The 15,822-nt window shown below is 68.7% G+C and carries 15 protein-coding genes and 1 pseudogene; 7 read left to right on the top strand and 9 right to left on the bottom strand.

Going from position 1 to position 15,822, the window contains the following annotated elements; translation table 11 throughout:
* Positions 1-39: 39 nt before the first annotated feature.
* Positions 40-699, bottom strand: coding sequence for a copper homeostasis protein CutC (locus tag LX88_RS07750; RefSeq protein ID WP_258947073.1), 660 nt, complete (start codon positions 697-699; stop codon positions 40-42).
* A gap of 354 nt (positions 700-1,053) precedes the next feature.
* On the opposite strand from LX88_RS07750, the gene LX88_RS07745 reads away from it, so the two are divergent.
* On the top strand, positions 1,054-1,659 hold the full coding sequence (locus LX88_RS07745; RefSeq protein ID WP_090065320.1) for an RNA polymerase sigma factor: 606 nt from the start codon (positions 1,054-1,056) through the stop codon (positions 1,657-1,659).
* Between the two features lie 5 nt (positions 1,660-1,664).
* Positions 1,665-2,141, top strand: a complete 477-nt coding sequence (locus LX88_RS07740; RefSeq protein ID WP_169746023.1) for a carboxypeptidase regulatory-like domain-containing protein — start codon at positions 1,665-1,667, stop codon at positions 2,139-2,141.
* Positions 2,142-2,426: 285 nt separating this feature from the next.
* On the opposite strand, the gene LX88_RS07735 is transcribed toward LX88_RS07740, so the two are convergent.
* From LX88_RS07735 to LX88_RS07710, 6 genes are all read right to left on the bottom strand, one after another.
* Entirely contained in the window at positions 2,427-2,912 is a 486-nt protein-coding gene (locus tag LX88_RS07735) for an Imm1 family immunity protein (protein ID WP_258947072.1), read from the bottom strand.
* Positions 2,909-3,628 (bottom strand): DddA-like double-stranded DNA deaminase toxin, encoded by a 720-nt coding sequence (locus LX88_RS07730; protein ID WP_258947071.1) that lies wholly within the window; start codon positions 3,626-3,628, stop codon positions 2,909-2,911. The genes LX88_RS07735 and LX88_RS07730 overlap by 4 nt, the downstream gene beginning before the upstream one ends.
* Positions 3,629-3,740: 112 nt before the next feature.
* On the bottom strand, positions 3,741-5,360 hold the full coding sequence (gene groL / locus LX88_RS07725) for a chaperonin GroEL (RefSeq protein ID WP_258947070.1): 1,620 nt from the start codon (positions 5,358-5,360) through the stop codon (positions 3,741-3,743).
* Positions 5,361-5,584: 224 nt separating this feature from the next.
* Positions 5,585-6,805 carry a serine/threonine-protein kinase gene (locus LX88_RS07720; RefSeq protein WP_258947069.1) on the bottom strand — a complete coding sequence of 407 codons (1,221 nt, stop codon included), beginning with the start codon at positions 6,803-6,805 and terminating at the stop codon, positions 5,585-5,587.
* Positions 6,806-6,873: 68 nt separating this feature from the next.
* Positions 6,874-7,080 (bottom strand): cold-shock protein, encoded by a 207-nt coding sequence (locus LX88_RS07715; protein ID WP_090014840.1) that lies wholly within the window; start codon positions 7,078-7,080, stop codon positions 6,874-6,876.
* A gap of 88 nt (positions 7,081-7,168) precedes the next feature.
* The gene (locus LX88_RS07710; protein WP_258947637.1) at positions 7,169-7,810 is read right to left on the bottom strand and encodes an AIM24 family protein; all 642 of its coding nucleotides are present in this window, start codon (positions 7,808-7,810) and stop codon (positions 7,169-7,171) included.
* Positions 7,811-7,881: 71 nt separating this feature from the next.
* On the opposite strand from LX88_RS07710, the gene moeA reads away from it, so the two are divergent.
* Complete coding sequence (moeA, locus tag LX88_RS07705; RefSeq protein WP_258947068.1) at positions 7,882-9,123, top strand: molybdopterin molybdotransferase MoeA; 1,242 nt, start codon at positions 7,882-7,884, stop codon at positions 9,121-9,123.
* Positions 9,124-9,136: 13 nt separating this feature from the next.
* On the opposite strand, the gene LX88_RS07700 is transcribed toward moeA, so the two are convergent.
* On the bottom strand, positions 9,137-10,372 hold the full coding sequence (locus tag LX88_RS07700) for an RNA-guided endonuclease InsQ/TnpB family protein (RefSeq protein ID WP_258947067.1): 1,236 nt from the start codon (positions 10,370-10,372) through the stop codon (positions 9,137-9,139).
* A 24-nt stretch (positions 10,373-10,396) separates the two neighbouring features.
* Between LX88_RS07700 and tnpA the strand changes: the two are divergent.
* From tnpA to pssA, 4 genes and pseudogenes are all read left to right on the top strand, one after another.
* Positions 10,397-10,771, top strand: a pseudogene (gene tnpA, locus LX88_RS44760) (IS200/IS605 family transposase); the annotation flags it as partial.
* An 82-nt stretch (positions 10,772-10,853) separates the two neighbouring features.
* A complete protein-coding gene (locus LX88_RS07695; protein ID WP_258947066.1) occupies positions 10,854-12,272 on the top strand; it encodes a M48 family metallopeptidase in 1,419 nt (472 codons plus the stop codon).
* Between the two features lie 211 nt (positions 12,273-12,483).
* On the top strand, positions 12,484-13,179 hold the full coding sequence (locus LX88_RS07690) for a phosphatidylserine decarboxylase (RefSeq protein ID WP_089908648.1): 696 nt from the start codon (positions 12,484-12,486) through the stop codon (positions 13,177-13,179).
* Positions 13,179-14,147 carry a CDP-diacylglycerol--serine O-phosphatidyltransferase gene (gene pssA / locus LX88_RS07685; protein WP_258947065.1) on the top strand — a complete coding sequence of 323 codons (969 nt, stop codon included), beginning with the start codon at positions 13,179-13,181 and terminating at the stop codon, positions 14,145-14,147. The genes LX88_RS07690 and pssA overlap by 1 nt, the downstream gene beginning before the upstream one ends.
* Before the next feature lie 63 nt (positions 14,148-14,210).
* On the opposite strand, the gene LX88_RS07680 is transcribed toward pssA, so the two are convergent.
* Complete coding sequence (locus LX88_RS07680; protein ID WP_258947064.1) at positions 14,211-15,821, bottom strand: LamG domain-containing protein; 1,611 nt, start codon at positions 15,819-15,821, stop codon at positions 14,211-14,213.
* Between the last annotated feature and the right edge of the window lies 1 nt (position 15,822).

Raw genomic sequence — 15,822 nt, 5'->3', positions numbered from 1 at the left:
AGGAAGCAACGTGACTGTAGAACGGACTAGGGCAAGGGTCTAGACCAGACGATTGACCCATTCCCGAACTGATGCCGAATCGACCGGGGAGTCCCATCCGGACGGACGGACGGCGCTGCCGACGTGAAATCCGTTCACGCCCGCTGCCAGCAGTTCCGGCACGTGCCGGGCCTGCAGACCGCCGCCGACGAGCAGCGCGGGCGGGGCCTGGGTGACGAGCTCCTTCAGGTTCTCGATGCCGTCCTCGACGCCCTTCGCACTGCCGGCGGCGAGCACGGTGTCGCAACCGAGGGTCTGCACGGTCGCCCAGGACCGGAAGACGTCGTTGGAGTTGTCGAGCGCGCGATGGAAGGTCCAGGCGCACCCCTCCAGCTCGGCGGCGAGGTTGAGCGTGACGCCCTCGTCGATCTCACCGCCGGCGTCGAGGAAGCCGAGGACGAACTCGGTGGCGCCGGCCTCCCTGAGTTCGGCGGCCGCCCGGCGCAGCTGCTTCAGGTCACCGGGCGCGAACCCCTTGGCGTCCCTCAGCATCACGCGGACGGGGATGTCGACGGCCGCGAGGACCTCCTTGAAGGTGGCGACCGACGGCGTGAGGCCGTCCGAGGCCATGTCGGCGACCAGTTCGAGCCGGTCGGCGCCGCCCGCCTGTGCGGCCACGGCGTCCTGAGCGTCCAGTGCGATCACTTCGAGAATCGGCATGGTCTAGACCATAACGGTCCTCTGCATGTGCTTTCGTGAATCGGGAGCGCGCGTGCTGTTCGGTGCGTCGGAGGCTGTATCTGCTCGCCTGCATTCCGCTCTTCATCGATGAGCGCTTTGTTCAGGCGTGGAGCACGCGTCAGCCGGTTCGAGGGGTGCCGGCCGGCGCGAGCTCCCACCACTGGCGGCCCGTGACTCGGAGGGGGATTCACGGGCCGCTGGCGTACCCGGAGGAAGATGAGGGCACCTTGGCGGCGATACTGCTCCAATCGAGTGAATTTGGTATCTACCGCCCAGTTAGCCCTTCATGAGTTGGCGGACGGCGCTGACAGGGCGGCCGATCGGAGGTGCTGCATGGACGAGCTGCACACGGCGGATGACCGTCCGCCGTGGGACGGGCTTGAAGGCACCGAACGGCACGCGGTGTGCGTGACGGCGGCACGAGAGGGCAACCGGGACGCGCTCAACGTTCTGGTGGACGAACTGACCCCGCTGCTGTGGCACGTGGCGCGCGGACAGGGCCTCGACCGAACCGCCGCCGAAGACGTCGTGCAGACCGTGTGGCTCGCGTTCTTGAAGAACATCGAGAACATCAACGAGCCGAAAGCCCTGGTCGGTTACCTGGTTGTCACCACGAGGCGTGAAGCACGCCGAACTTGGACACCCAACAAGCGTGAGACGCACCTGTCCGACGAATACGCCGAACAGCTCGAGTCCGACACCGGCCTGCCCGAGGACGTGACGCTCCTGGACGACCGCGACCGCCGCCTGTGGCTCGCGTTCGGCCGCCTCACCACGAGGTGCCAGGAACTGCTGCGGCTCACCGTGCTCGCGGGCCGCGCGGAGTACCGAGCAGTCGCCGAGGCACTGGCCATGCCCCACGGCAGCATCGGTCCGACCAGGGGACGGTGTCTGACTCTGCTGCGCAACTACCTGGAGACGGAAGGAGGATCGCGGTGACCGAGATCGACCCGCGCGACGACCGCAGGGGCCCCGAGGACACCGCAGTCCTCTCCGAACTGAACAGGCTCGTCGACGAACTGGACCCGCCACCCGCCGACCTGGTGGACCGCGTGAAGTTCGCGATCGCCCTGGAGTCCCTGGACGTCGAAGTCGCCCGGTGGGAACGCGCCGGCTCGTTCGCCGGGGTCCGGGGCGGGCAGACCGGCACGATCACCTTCACCGTGGACAACCTGACGTTGATGGTGAACTTCACCTCGACCGGGTCACGGCACCGGATCGACGGGTGGCTGGTGCCGGCCGGGGAGCACGAGGTCGAGGTCCGGGTGGCCGATCACCAGTCGTCCTGCACCCGGGCTGATGACGGTGGGCGGTTCGTTCTTCCCGATGTGCCGGCTGGGACGACTCAGATCCTGGTGCATTTGGTGAATTCTCGCGGGGAGCCTGGGCGGACTGTTGTCACGCCCACGATCATGCTTTGAGTTTTGGGGTTGTTTCGGCAGATTTACTGGGGTTCTGGGGTATTGCGGCGGGGTCGGCCTTGGTTGGCCAGTTCCTGTTCCAGCGGGGTGGCCGCCTGCCTTGCTTTCAGTCACCTTGCGCAGGTGGCCGGGGTGGGCCGTGCCGAGCCGGGTCGATTCATCGCCGCTTCGCGACGATTGCGATTGGGGCTTGACTTCGAGCCTCTGGCGAGATGCTTTCCCGGCCTTTGAAAGGCCGGGCATAAGTGCCCGGCCGAGGTCTTGTTGTGACGGGTGGCTCGCGACTCAGGAAACGTCCGACTCCTGCCACTCCACACAGGTCGGGCGCTCACCGGTCTGACGGAACTCCTCCAGTGCCCCGAGGATTCTGGCGATCGGTAGTGCCGAGTTCTGCGGAAACGGCGTCTTCGTGTCGGTGTCGACGTACAGCGTCGGCGAGTCCGGCGTTGGCTGGTCGCCACGGGTGGCGTACACGCCGGTCGAGTCGTCCCCGTCTGCGGGCGGTTCCCAGGACTGCGGGCTGAGGAACAGCAGTGCGCCCTGCCGCTCGGGAATCGCCACGGCGACTTTGATCAGGGTGTCCGGCTCGTCGTACGGACCGACCCTTGGACGTTCACGGGCGACGATCTGCGGCGGATGCGGTTGCTCGTGCGCCAGCAGGTACTCCAGCAGCTCCTGCAACTCGGAGCTGGAGGTGATGGCCACGGGAACGTTCGCAGGCCTGGCGACGTCGTCGTCGCGGTAGTACCAGACATCAAGTGTGTAGCTCACCGGGTGCCTTCCCCCTGGAACGTGTGGGACCTTACCGGATCGTGCACGACCAGCGTTTGCCCTGGCAGGAGCAACAAAGGCAGTAGCTCGAAGCAAGACAGCGGCCCCTCGCAGAGCCGGTTGTTCACCACCACCTCGGCGCGCCGGACACCAGATGTGCGCATGCGCCACCCCACCTTGATCTCCACGTGCTGGGCCGCGGTCGGGAACGTCCGCGGACGCACCCGACCGATGGCGACCAGGTGCTGGGCTATGGCTCTGTCCTCACCATTGGGTTCAGCCCCGCTCTGGACCAGATCGCTGTGCCCATCCTCGTCGCGATGGAATCCGCTGGTGACGTAGGTCGGGAGTTGTGCGCGCTGGCGCTCGACCCACGTTGTCGGCGGGAGGCCCGGAGTCGGCCCGGCCGGTGCCGTGGCGCCTGCCACGTTCGACGAAGCCCGTTCGACTTGAAGAGTCCTGCCGTAGCTCTCGACGCATTGCTGGCCCGTTGTGACGGCCTGGGACAACTCCGCAGCTCTCGTGGCGACTTCTGACCACTGCTGCACCACTTGGCCGAACTCGTCCTCGAGCTGATCCGCTCCTCGCATGACGGCCGTCAACAGCTGCGCGGCCTCGTCAGCGAGTTGTCCCGCATGCTCCAAGGCCGCTGTCAACTCTTCGGACTCGGTGATGACCTGGTTCAGCTCGGCGGACACCTCTTCGAACGATGCCATGCGCACCCCTGACCACAGCATCGCATCCGCTCACCCGAAGCCCCGGCATGCCGAAAGGCCCGGCTCGCCGAAGCGAACCGGGCCTTTCAGAGGTGCTGCGTTGCGGACGGACTCAGAAGTCCATGCCGCCGGCGTCCGGCGCGGCGGGCGCGCCGTTCTTCTCCGGCTTGTCCGCGACGACGGCTTCCGTCGTCAGGAACAGGGCGGCGATGGACGCGGCGTTCTGCAGCGCGGAGCGCGTGACCTTGGCCGGGTCGATGATGCCGGCCTTGATCAGGTCCTTGTACTCGCCGGTCGCGGCGTCCAGGCCCTCGCCAGAGGGGAGGGACTTGACGCGCTCGACCACGACGCCGCCTTCGAGGCCGGCGTTGATGGCGATCTGCTTCAGCGGCGCCTCGACGGCGACCCGGACGATGTTGGCACCGGTGGCCTCGTCGCCCGTGAGCTTCAGGCCCGCGAAGGCGACCTCGGCGGCCTGGAGCAGCGCGACGCCACCACCGGCGACGATGCCCTCTTCGACGGCGGCCTTGGCGTTGCGGACCGCGTCTTCGATGCGGTGCTTGCGCTCCTTGAGCTCGACCTCGGTGGCCGCGCCCGCCTTGATGACGGCGACGCCGCCGGCGAGCTTGGCGAGGCGCTCCTGGAGCTTCTCGCGGTCGTAGTCGGAGTCCGACTTCTCGATCTCGGCGCGGATCTGGTTGACGCGACCCTGGATCTGGTCGGCGTCACCGGCACCCTCGACGATGGTCGTCTCGTCCTTCGTGACGACGACCTTGCGGGCCTTGCCCAGCAGCGAGATGTCGGCGTTCTCCAGCTTCAGGCCGACGTCCTCGGTGATGACCTGGCCACCGGTGAGGGTGGCGATGTCCTGGAGGATGGCCTTGCGGCGGTCACCGAAGCCGGGCGCCTTGACGGCGACGGACTTGAAGGTGCCACGGATCTTGTTGACGACCAGGGTCGCCAGGGCCTCGCCCTCGACGTCCTCCGAGATGATCAGCAGCGGCTTGCCGCCCTGCATGACCTTCTCGAGGAGCGGGAGCAGGTCCTTGACCGTGGAGATCTTGGAGCCGAACAGCAGGATGTACGGGTCCTCGAGGGTCGCTTCCTGACGCTCGGGGTCGGTCACGAAGTAACCGGAGATGTAGCCCTTGTCGAAGCGCATGCCCTCGGTGAGCTCCAGCTCGAGCCCGAGGGTGTTGCTCTCCTCGACGGTGATGACGCCTTCCTTGCCGACCTTGTCCATCGCCTCGGCGATGAGCTCGCCGATCGTGGGGTCAGCGGCGGAGATGGACGCGGTAGCAGCGATCTGCTCCTTCGTCTCGATCTCCTTGGCGTTCTTCAGCAGCTGCTCGGCAATGGCCTCGACGGCCTGCTCGATGCCGCGCTTGAGGCCGAGCGGGTTCGCACCCGCGGCCACGTTGCGCAGGCCCTCGCGAACCAGTGCCTGGGCGAGCACCGTCGCGGTGGTGGTGCCGTCACCAGCGACGTCGTCGGTCTTCTTCGCGACCTCCTTGACGAGCTCGGCCCCGATCTTCTCCCACGGGTCCTCGAGCTCGATCTCCTTCGCGATGGAGACGCCATCGTTGGTGATGGTCGGCGCGCCCCACTTCTTCTCGAGCACGACGTTGCGGCCCTTGGGGCCGAGCGTCACCTTGACGGCGTCAGCGAGGATGTTCATCCCGCGCTCGAGACCGCGACGGGCTTCCTCGTCGAACGCAATCATCTTGGCCATTGCGGTGTGTTCCTCCGCCTATGTGGTTTCTGGGCCACTGCGGGCACACGCCCGCAGCGGAACACGATTCGCGTGGCCAGGCTCGGTGCCCGCGACGGACGACCCCGGAGGGCCTCACCAGTCCTAGCCTCACTACTTGGCACTCGGCAGTGTCGAGTGCTAGTTCGTGTTTAGCACTCGGGCACGTCGAGTGCAAGCGAACCAGGAGGACTCCCAGGGGACTTTCAGCGTGATGTGCGCACCGGCACAGAGGTCGGCAGCGGCTTGTTCGAGGTCGTCTCGTCGCCGATGTTCAGCGACGGCGCGGAGCTCGTCTTGGGCTGCCTCGCGGGCTCGTCACCAGGCGAAAGGATGACGACCACGATGATGATCACCACGATCGCCACGGCGGCCGCGATGACCGGCGCGAACCACGCGGGGCGTTCTTTCCTGCCGGACGACGTGAACGCGCTCACGCCCACCTGGTTCGGCGGGCGCAGCCGGACCGGGTCCTGCAACTGCTGGTAGCCGCCCTGGTACTGCCCCTGCTGCACCGGCATCGGCCCGGAGACCGGCGGTTGAGCGGGGAACGAGCCTGACTGCGGCCCCAGTTGAGCGGGAGCCGAGCCCTGCGCGACTCCGGCGAGGGCGATGCGGGCGGCGTTGATGAGCTCGGCACAGCTCGCGTACCGCTGCGCCGGGTCCTTGGAGGTGCCCTTGCGGATCACGTCGTCGATCGCCGGCGGCAACGCCACGACCTGGGACAGCGCGGGCACGACGTTGCTGAGGTGGCCCGCGATGACCTCCTGCACGCCGCCCTGGAACGGCGGACGGCCGGACAGGCAGGCGAAGAGCATGCACGCGAGCGCGTACTGGTCGGTGCGGCCGTCGACGGGCTCGCCTCGCAGGTGCTCCGGCGCCGCGTAGGTCGGCGAACCGAGGAAATCACCCGTTCGGGTGCGGTGGCCGGTGGCGCCGCGGCGGGTCAGGCCGAAGTCGGCGACGTAGACGTGCTCGCGCACGCCCTCCTTCTGGGTCACCAGCACGTTCGCCGGCTTCACGTCGAGGTGCACGAGGCCCTTGCCGTGCAGCATGTCGAGCGCTTCGGCCACCTGGGCGAGCAGCGACAACGTGCGCGCGGGGGTGAGCGGCCCCTCCTTGACGTGCCCGGACAGGTCCTGGCCGTCCACGAGCCGCATGGCGATGTAGAGCAGGCCGTCGACCTCGTCGAAGTCGTACAGCGGCACGATGTTCGCGTGGTCGATCGCGGAGGTGTTGCGCGCCTCGTCGACGAACCGCTCGCGGAACTCCGCGTCGGGCGCGAGGTGCTCACCGATGACCTTGAGCGCGACCTTCCGGCCCAGTCTCACGTCCGTGGCCCGGTACGTCACGCTCATGCCACCGCGACCCAGCACACCGTCGATCCGGTAATGGGCGATTCGCCGTCCGCTCAGGTCCTCCGACACGCAAGGCAGCCTAACGTCCGGCCGGATCGGCGTGCCGGGGGTTGGCCCAAGCTGTGATCAGGTCGGTTCTAACTTGCGCGGCGCACGTCCGACGCCTGGCTGCGCCCGTCCCGCCCGGCCTGCACCTCGAACTCCACCCGGTCGCCTTCTGAGAGCGTCCGGAAGCCTTCCATCTGGATCGCGGAGTAGTGCACGAACACGTCGGGCCCGCCATCGGTCGCGATGAAGCCGTATCCCTTTTCGGAGTTGAACCACTTGACGGTACCGAGAGCCAAGACGTCCTCCTTCAGATCCCGCATCACGCGCGAAGCGCAGAACGCAACGCTAAAAGAAGAAATCTCACGCGGATACCTCCTTACGGAGTCATGAACGAGGGCTGACTCCGTTGGCGCGCAACCAGGTGGTGAGCCGGCGGGGACCGCGCGCCTGGGTCAGCACGGCACCGGGACCGGCGAAGTCGAACACCAGGCCCTCACCTGTCTGAATGGATTGCACGCCATCCGGTACCGACGGCCGAAGACGGCATTGCACGGTGTCCGCGAACGCCACGACGTGATCGCTGCTGATGGTCACCGCTTCTCCCGCTTCCAGCGTCACGAGGTCGAGCGCGCCGTAGCAGGCGAGCACCACCGCGCCCTGGCCGTGCGCGTAGTTCATGAAGCCCTCGGCGCCCCCGAAGATCGCCTGCATCGGCGGCGCCTCGGGGTTCATCGCGACCGTGCTGCTCGACGCGATCCAGCTGTGCCGGGCGAGGCACCAGCCGTGCGCCCCGTCGAGCTCGACCTGGTGCAGGTCTCCCGGCAGCACGGGCGCCGCGTCGATCCAGCCGCCCTCCGTGCCCGCGGTGCACAGCGCGACGGCCTTGGCGCCCGCGCCCTTCACCTCGACGGCGAGCCCGTAGCTGGTGGCCGCGATGGTCAGCGGGTCGGCCAGCACCGCCTCGCCGGGCGCGAGAACGAGCCTCGCCACGCCGAACGTCGGTGTGTGCCTGGTCCTGACCTGCACTAACAACACCTCCGGGAGGAAACGGGGCAGAGCGGTCGTCACGGCCACCGCGACGTTGGCAGTATGCAGTCGTGTCCCCCACCACTGTCGCCGAACACCGCAAGCGCGTCGCGGAGCTCGTCGGGTCGATGCCCGTGCTGCAGCTCCCGCTCGAGGAGTGCCTCGGGCTCGTGCTCGCCGCCGACGTCATCGCGCCGCTGGACCTGCCGCCGTTCGACAACTCCGCGATGGACGGGTACGCGGTGCGTGCCGCCGACCTCCGCCGAGACGAGACGGTTCGTCTCGCCGGAGCCGAAAACAGTCCTCAACGAGACGAGACGGTTCGTCTCGTCGTGGCCGACGACATCCCGGCGGGCCGCACGGAGCTGAACCCGCTGGAACCCGGCACGGTGCAGCGGATCATGACCGGCGCCCCGCTCCCGCCCGGCGCGGACGCGGTGGTCCAGGTCGAGTGGACCGACGGCGGCACCGAGACCGTGACGATCAACCGGGCCGTGGAGCCCGGCCAGAACATCCGCACCGGCGGTGACGACGTGCGGAAGGGCGACGCGGTGCTGACCGCGGGCACCGTGCTGCGCCCGTCCACGCTCGGCCTCGCCTCCGCGCTCGGCCTGCCCGAGCTGCCGGTGCGCCGCCGCCCGCGCGTGCTGGTCCTGTCGACGGGCTCCGAGCTGGTCGAACCGGGCCGGCCGCTGGAGCTCGGCCAGATCTACGAGTCGAACGGCATGATGCTCGCCTCCTCGGTGCGGGACGCGGGGTGCGTCGCGATCCAGCTGCGGTTCGTGCCGGACGACGTCGACGCGTTCCACCAGGCGCTGAAGCCGTACCTGGGCTCGGTGGACGTGATCATGACGTCCGGCGGGGTCAGTGCGGGCGCGTACGAGGTGGTCAAGGACGCCCTCTCGGACCACGACATGCAGTTCACCAAGGTCGCGATGCAGCCGGGCGGGCCGCAGGGCTCCGGCCGGTACGAGGGCGTGCCGGTGCTGTCGCTGCCGGGCAACCCGGTGAGCGCGCAGGTGTCGTTCGAGGTGTTCGTGCGGCCGGCGCTGCTGGCGTCCATGGGTCACGAGCAGACCGAACGCCCTACCGCACAGGCCAGGATCACGACGGGGCTGGCGTCCCCGGCGGGCAAGACCCAGTTCCGGCGCGGCCTGCACGACCCGTCGTCCGGCCAGGTCGTGACGCCCGTCGGTGGGCCGGGATCGCACCTGCTGTCGGCGCTCGCGGTGTCGAACTGCCTGATCGAGGTGCCGGAGGACGTGACCGAACTGGCTGCGGGAGCAGAGGTCACCGTGAGATACCTGCATTGACATCCTCTCCGCCCTAAAGGACGGAGATTCCCTCCACGCTGCGCGTGGATCGCGCGGCGTGCGGGCGAGTTACCGTTTCACGGCGCGGTGCCAGCACGGATGCTGGTCTTACCTGCGCTCCACGGTCGTTTAGGCTCTCCGCCTGCCCGGCGGCGAGCACGTTCTTGGCGGCGTTGATGTCCCGGTCGTGGACGGCACCGCACGGGCATGTCCACGTCCGCACGGACAGCGGTTTCGGCCCGTCGATCCGTCCGCACTCCGAGCAGGTCTGCGACGTCGGCAGCCACCGGTCGATCCGGGCGAACCCGCGCCCGTATCTGGCCGCCTTGTACTCCAGCATGCCGGTGAAACCGGCCCACCCGGCGTCGTGCACGGACTTGGCGAGCCTGGTGCGGCCCAGACCGGCCACGCACAGGTCCTCGACGTAGACCGCTTGGTTGTCGCGGATGATCGCCGTGGACAGCTTGTGCTGCCAGTCCCGCCGCGTGTCGGCCACCCTCGCGTGCGCGCGGGCAACCTTGACAATAGCTTTCTTGCGGTTGTTCGAGCCCTTGACCTTGCGGCTCAGCGACTTCTGCAACCGCGCCAGCCTGCGCGCCGCCTGGCGCAGGAACCTCGGCGCCGCCACCTTCGTGCCATCCGAGAGCACCGCGAAATGCGTCAGGCCCAAGTCGATGCCGACCTCGGACCCGGCCCCGGGCAACGTCTCGTCCTGCTTCGTCGTGACGACGAACGAGGCGAAGTACCGCCCAGCCGCGTCCTTCACGATCGTGACCGACGACGGTTCGGCGAGCATCTGACGGGACCAGCGCACGTCGAGATCGCCGATCTTCGGCAGTCGCAGCCGCCCGTTGCCCAGGACCTTGAACCGGGAATTGCGGGTGAACCGGATCGTCCGCCGGTTGTCCTTGCGGGACCGGAACCGGGGCGCCGCTATTTTGCGGCCCTTGCGTTTGCCCGTGGTCGAGGCGAAGAAATTGCGATACGCGACGTTGAGATCAGCCAGCGCCTGTTGCAGCACGACCGCCGACACCTCGCCCAGCCACGATCGCTCCGGCGTGGTCTTGGCGAGGGTGATGATTTGCTTGGACAGCTCACCGTCCGACGGATAGGGCTGGCCGTTCTCGTGGGCGGTTTGGCGTGCACGCAGTCCGTCGTTGAACACCACCCGCGCGCACCCGAACGCCTTGGCCAGCTCGATCCGCTGGTTGGGCGTCGGGTAGACGCGGTAGTTGTAACGAAGCTGCACGACGCCATCCTATTCGGTTAATTCATGGCTGATCTCACCGGTGTTCGTATCGGTCGATACTGCGTCTTCGCGCTTCACAGCATTTGCTTTTCATGACGAAATATCGGCGCACGGTATTCACCAACCGGCACCTGACCTGGCTGGAGGAGGTCATGTGGGCGGTCTGCGCCGACTTCGACACCGAGCTGGCTCGTTCAACGGCGAGAGCAACACGTCCACCTGCTGGTGAACTTTCCGCAAGGTCGCGACCTCCGAGCTGGTCTACTCCCTCAAGGGCGTCTCGTCCTGCCGCATGCGGCAGGAGTTCCCCGAACTCGCCCGCCACTACTGGCGGGCACACGGCTCTGGTCGGGGTCCTACTTCGCCGGTTCAGTCGGAGGTGCGCCGATTAGCGTGCTGTGGGCCAGTACATCGAGCCGCATACCGGCCGGTCCAGGGCACACTTCGACACCAACAGAACGATCTCTGGGGGAAGCAGGACATGAGAGCAGCGCTGGCGTTGGTGATGCTCGCCGGGTTCTTCGTGCTCGCGGCGGGCATCGTCACGGCATTGGGTGTGCTCGCCGCCGTCCTCTTCGGCCGGGGACAGACCGAGGGCGGCTGGTGGCTCGTGGCGCTGGCGCTCCTGGTGGGCGCACCGATGCTGTACGCGGTCGTCGTGGCGGTCTGGGCGCGCCCGCGGGCGGAGGGGGTCCCGCTGACCCGCGCGACGCACCCGGAGCTGTGGCGGCACGTCGACGAGCTCGCGGTGATCGCGGGCACCCGCAGTCCGGACGAGCTCCGGCTCGTCGACAAGGCGAACGCGGCTGTGTGGGAACGCCGGGGCACCCGGTACATGGAGCTCGGCCTGCCGTGGCTGGCCGGGATGACGATCGGCGAACTGAGGGCGGTGCTCGCGCACGAGCTCGGCCACTACGGCGGCGGGCACACGCGGGTCTCCGCGCTCACCTCCCGCGCGCAGACCGCCCTCGGGCTGGTGTCGAGGACGGACACCGCGTTCGTCGGCGTCCTCTACGCGTGGGCGAAGCTGTACGCGCTGGCCGCTGCCTCGGAGAGCCGCAAGCACGAGCGCTTCGCCGACGAGGTGTCCGTGGCGGCGGCCGGCCGCGAGGCGTCGGTGCGGTCGTTGCTGCGCGGCGGCCCGCTGGGCGTCGCCTGGGAGGACTACAAGCGCTGGTACGTGTCGCTGGCCGTGGCGGCAGGGCGCACGCCTCCGTTGCTGGAGGGCTTCCGCGCCTACCTCGACCACCCGCGACGCGTGCACCAGCTGCGCGAGATCGAACCGCTGCTGGCCGCGCAGGAACCGTCGTCGGTGTTCAACAGCCACCCGACGATCCGGGAACGGGTGGCCACCATCGTGCGGCAGCACCCGCGGACCGGCGGCGTCGCCGAGGCGATGGACGAGCGCTCGTCGTGGCCGTTGCTCGGCGGCACGCCACCGGAGGAGGTCGCGGCGCTGGTCGGCGTGCAGGGGCCGCCGATCACCTGGGAGGAGCTCGCCCCGCTGGCCGGGCCGGTGCTGGTCCGCCGTCACGCCGACCTGCTGCGGCACGCGGGCCGGGTGAGCAAGGTCGGCGAGACGGTCGCCGACGTGCTCAGGGCGTTGGAGGGCGCGCAGCTGCACAAGCTGACCGGAGCACCCGTGGACGCGTCGCTGACCCAGCAGGAGGTGCACGAGGCCGCCGTCGACGCCGTGACGGAACTCTTCGGGTGCATGGTCGCTGACATGCTCGTATCCGCTAACCGCGCAACGCTGGAACTCAACTGGGGCGGTCTGTTCGTGCTGCGGATGCCGGACGGAGCTGCGGTCTACCCGGAAGACCTGGTAGCGCCCGCCGTGCGTGACGCTAACCAGGTGGCTGACGTGCGGTTCAGGCTGCAGGCCCTCGGCATCGACTGATTGTGACGGAACGCTCACCCAGCGACGTTGTTAACGCCATGTGACGGGGATTACACTGACCGCAGGTGCCGGTCGGGCCCGTGCGTTCGTCGGGGGATGCACGGGCCTACCGGCCACTTGTCTTTCCGGCAGTCCCGATGGGCGGTTTGGCGTGTTGCCGTAGCGTGATGCCGCCCGACAATCCACGGAAGCTACGGAACCCACAGACACGATGAGCAGCGAGAAGCCCGTCTCCCACTTCCTCGAACTCGCGCGCGGCATGGTGCCGCCGATGCACCCGGCTGGGCGCCCGTTCGTCGCCGGTGCGGCGATCGCGACCCTCCTCGTCCGGCTGCGCTTCAAGCGCCTGGGCGTCGTCCTCGCGCTGGTCACGGCGTGGGTGGCGTGGTTCTTCCGCGAGCCGAAGCGCGTGACGCCGACCCGTCCGAACCTCGCCGTGGCCCCGGCCGACGGCACCGTCTCGCACGTGGTCGACGCCGTTCCGCCCGCCGAGCTCGGCCTCGGCTCGCAGCCGATGACGCGCGTCAGCGTGTTCCTCTCCGTCTTCGACGTGCACGTGCAGCGCGTGCCCGCGGACGGCGAGGTCGTCCAGGTCTCGTACCACCCCGGCAAGTTCCTCTCGGCCGACCTCGACAAGGCCTCCGAGGAGAACGAGCGCAACACCGTGTGGCTGCGCACCGTCGACGGCCACGACCTCGTCGTCGTGCAGATCGCCGGCCTGGTCGCGCGCCGCATCGTGTGCGAGGTCGCCGAGGGCGAGAAGGTCACCGCCGGTCAGACCTACGGCCTGATCCGCTTCGGTTCGCGCGTCGACCTCTACGTCCCGCGCGGCAGCCGCGTCCTGGTCGAGGCCGGTCAGCGCACGATCGGCGGCGAGACCGTTCTCGCCGAACTCCCGGAGGCCTGATGGCGCCCAGCGGGCCCGGCGTTCGCCTGCTGCCGAACGCGATCACGGTCCTGGCCATGTGCTCGGGCCTGTCCGCGGTGCACTTCGCGAACGTGGGCATGTGGGGCGCGGCCATCGCCGCGATCGCGGCGGCGGCCGTGTTCGACGGCCTGGACGGCCGCATCGCCCGCATGCTGGACGCGACGTCGAAGATGGGCGCGGAGCTCGACTCGCTGGCCGACGCCATCTCGTTCGGCGTCGCGCCCGCACTCGCGATCTACCTCTGGAAGTTCGAGGGCAGTCGCGCGGGCTGGGTCATCGCGCTGATCTTCGCGGTCTGCATGGTGGTCCGCCTGGCCCGCTTCAACACGTTGCTGGAGAAGGAACAACCGCCGTTCGCGAAGGAGTTCTTCGTCGGCGTCCCCGCTCCGGCAGGCGGCCTGTTGCTGCTGCTCCCCCTCATCGTCGAGGAGCAGGTGCGCGTCGACGGCTGGTGGAACGAGCCGATCGTCGTCGGCGTGTGGACCGTCGTGGTCGCGATGCTGCTGGTGTCGCGCATCCCGACGCTGTCCGTGAAGACGGTGAAGGTGCCGCCGCGCGCGGTGGCACCACTGCTGGTCCTCATCGGACTGCTGGCCGCCGCGATCATCACGTACCCGTTGGTGGCACTGATCATCGCGATGGTCGTGTACCTGGCACACCTGCCGTACTCGGTGCGCCGGTACGTGTGGCTGTCCAAGCACCCGGAGGCGTGGACCGTCACAGGCGCCGACCGCCGCGCCATCAAGCGCGCACACGGTGTCGCCGCACGCCGCCTCGGCCTGCGTCAGCCGTTGCACGGTCGCGTCGCCGGCGCGGCCATGCGCGCCGTACGCCGCCCACGGCGTGACGGTGCCACCGCTGCGGCGGCGGAAGGTGCGGTGCCCAGTGCCAACGGACGCCGCCGCTCGTGGCGTCAGCTGGGACTAAGGCGCCAGCCGAAGCGTTGACCACCACCTGAACGAACCGCGGGCCGGACACGTCGATCGTGTCCGGCCCGCGTTCTTCGTTCGTCAGGCCCGGACGGCCTGCGCCACGATCTGTTCCTGCGTCAGCACTCCGGCGTACACGCGGACGTCGTCGAGACCGCCCTTCCAGAACGACCCCGCGGTGGTGGCGGGCGAAAGCCTGCCGAACTCCAGACCCGCCTCCGTCTCCGCCGAGCCACCGGTGAACGGCACCTTCGTGACGTACACGCCGCTGAGGTACAACCGGACCTCAGAGTTGATCTTGTCGTGGACGGCCGTCAGGTAGGTCCACTCCTGCAGGTCCACGCGGTACGCGGTCTCCACGGCGGTGCCGTCGACCACGAACTCCCACTTCTTCGAGGCGCCGCCGTACCTGAGGTCGAGCAGCGAGGTGCCGTTGTGCACCAGGCTCACGAACGTGCGGGCATTCGCCTCGCGCGTGTCGGTGTCCAGCCGCGCCCACGCGGAGACCGAGAAGGAGCGGTCCGTGCGGATGCGCGGACCGCGCACGCCGGCGTAGGACTCGCCGTCCCGCGCCTGACCCTCTGCGTCAGGTCCGTTGAAGAGCAACGACGTGTCGTCGCCGTCGTTCTCCCAGTCGACCGTGGGCCCGATGGCCGAAGACGTACCGGTGACCTCGTCCTGGGTGAAGCCGCCGCTTCCGTTGAGCTTGTAGTGGCTGCGAAGTCCGGCCGCGCTGGCCATCTTCTTGACCTCCGCGTCGTTCAGCGTCCGCGGGTGCGCCGTGACCTCGTCGATCGTGCGGTCGCCGCCGTGCTCGGGGGTGCCCCAGCGGTTTCCGCCGATCAACAGCTGCGATGCCTGCCAGCCCTCCACGCCCGCGACCTCGGCCTGCTTGATGCCGTCGACGTGGAGCGCGAGGGTCCTGGTGACGGACTCGTACGTGCCGGTCAGATGCGTCCAGACGCCGACCAGCGCCGCGGCCTGCGAGAGCGCCACGTGCGGAGCCGTCTTGTCGCCGGCCGTCGTCATGCCGAACGCCCAGCGCCCGAGCGCGGCGTCGTAGTACAGGCCCGCACTGTCGTCGGCGGAGACGACGCCATGAGCACGGGCACCGTCGTCCACCTTCGCCCACGCCGTCAGGGTGAAGTTCTTCGACGTGTCGATCGGAGCCGCGCCGCTGAGGAAGTCCTGCCCGCCGTGGAACCGGACCGCCTGGTTCCCGTGCCCGAGCGCGTTCTCCATGGAACCGTTGGGCGTCAACACGTTGAGCCCGTTGGTGTCCGCATACGTGTGGTCCAGTGACCACCGAGCCGCGGGAGCCCCGCCGAACAGCACGTCGAACCGGAACCGCTGCAGTTCGGAGTACTGGCCCGCGCTGTCCACCGACTTGGCGAACAGGTGCTGCACGCCCGGATCACGAGGCGTCCAGCGGACCGTCGCCCTGCCGTCGGCGCCGGCGGCGACCTCGTGGTCGAGGGACTCCCCGCTGTCGGCGCTGAACGAATAGACGAACTTCGTCGCGTCGTCCGCCAGCAGGTCGAACTCGTGGACCAGTCCAACACCGCCGCCGGAGCGGAGACTCACCTGCGGCACCTCGGCGGCGTGGGCGACAGGTGTGGCGAAACCGGCCGAAACGGCCAGTGCGAGAACGAGCGCGGACAGGCGAAAGCCTCGCGCCGTTGTGTGGCGCATC

Origin of the sequence: Lentzea californiensis (assembly GCF_024648825.1) — a bacterium.
GTDB classification, from domain to species: domain Bacteria; phylum Actinomycetota; class Actinomycetes; order Mycobacteriales; family Pseudonocardiaceae; genus Lentzea; species Lentzea californiensis.
This window is presented reverse-complemented; position numbering and strand designations above follow the sequence as displayed.

Coding starts and splice junctions, on each gene's coding strand:
- LX88_RS07695 (WP_258947066.1), top strand. CDS start 10,854: ATGAGAGCAGCGCTGGCGTTGGTGATGCTCGCCGGGTTCTTCGTGCTC.
- pssA (WP_258947065.1), top strand. CDS start 13,179: ATGGCGCCCAGCGGGCCCGGCGTTCGCCTGCTGCCGAACGCGATCACG.
- LX88_RS07730 (WP_258947071.1), bottom strand. CDS start 3,628: ATGGCATCGTTCGAAGAGGTGTCCGCCGAGCTGAACCAGGTCATCACC.
- LX88_RS07680 (WP_258947064.1), bottom strand. CDS start 15,821: ATGCGCCACACAACGGCGCGAGGCTTTCGCCTGTCCGCGCTCGTTCTC.
- LX88_RS07750 (WP_258947073.1), bottom strand. CDS start 699: ATGCCGATTCTCGAAGTGATCGCACTGGACGCTCAGGACGCCGTGGCC.
- LX88_RS07745 (WP_090065320.1), top strand. CDS start 1,054: ATGGACGAGCTGCACACGGCGGATGACCGTCCGCCGTGGGACGGGCTT.
- groL (WP_258947070.1), bottom strand. CDS start 5,360: ATGGCCAAGATGATTGCGTTCGACGAGGAAGCCCGTCGCGGTCTCGAG.
- LX88_RS07690 (WP_089908648.1), top strand. CDS start 12,484: ATGAGCAGCGAGAAGCCCGTCTCCCACTTCCTCGAACTCGCGCGCGGC.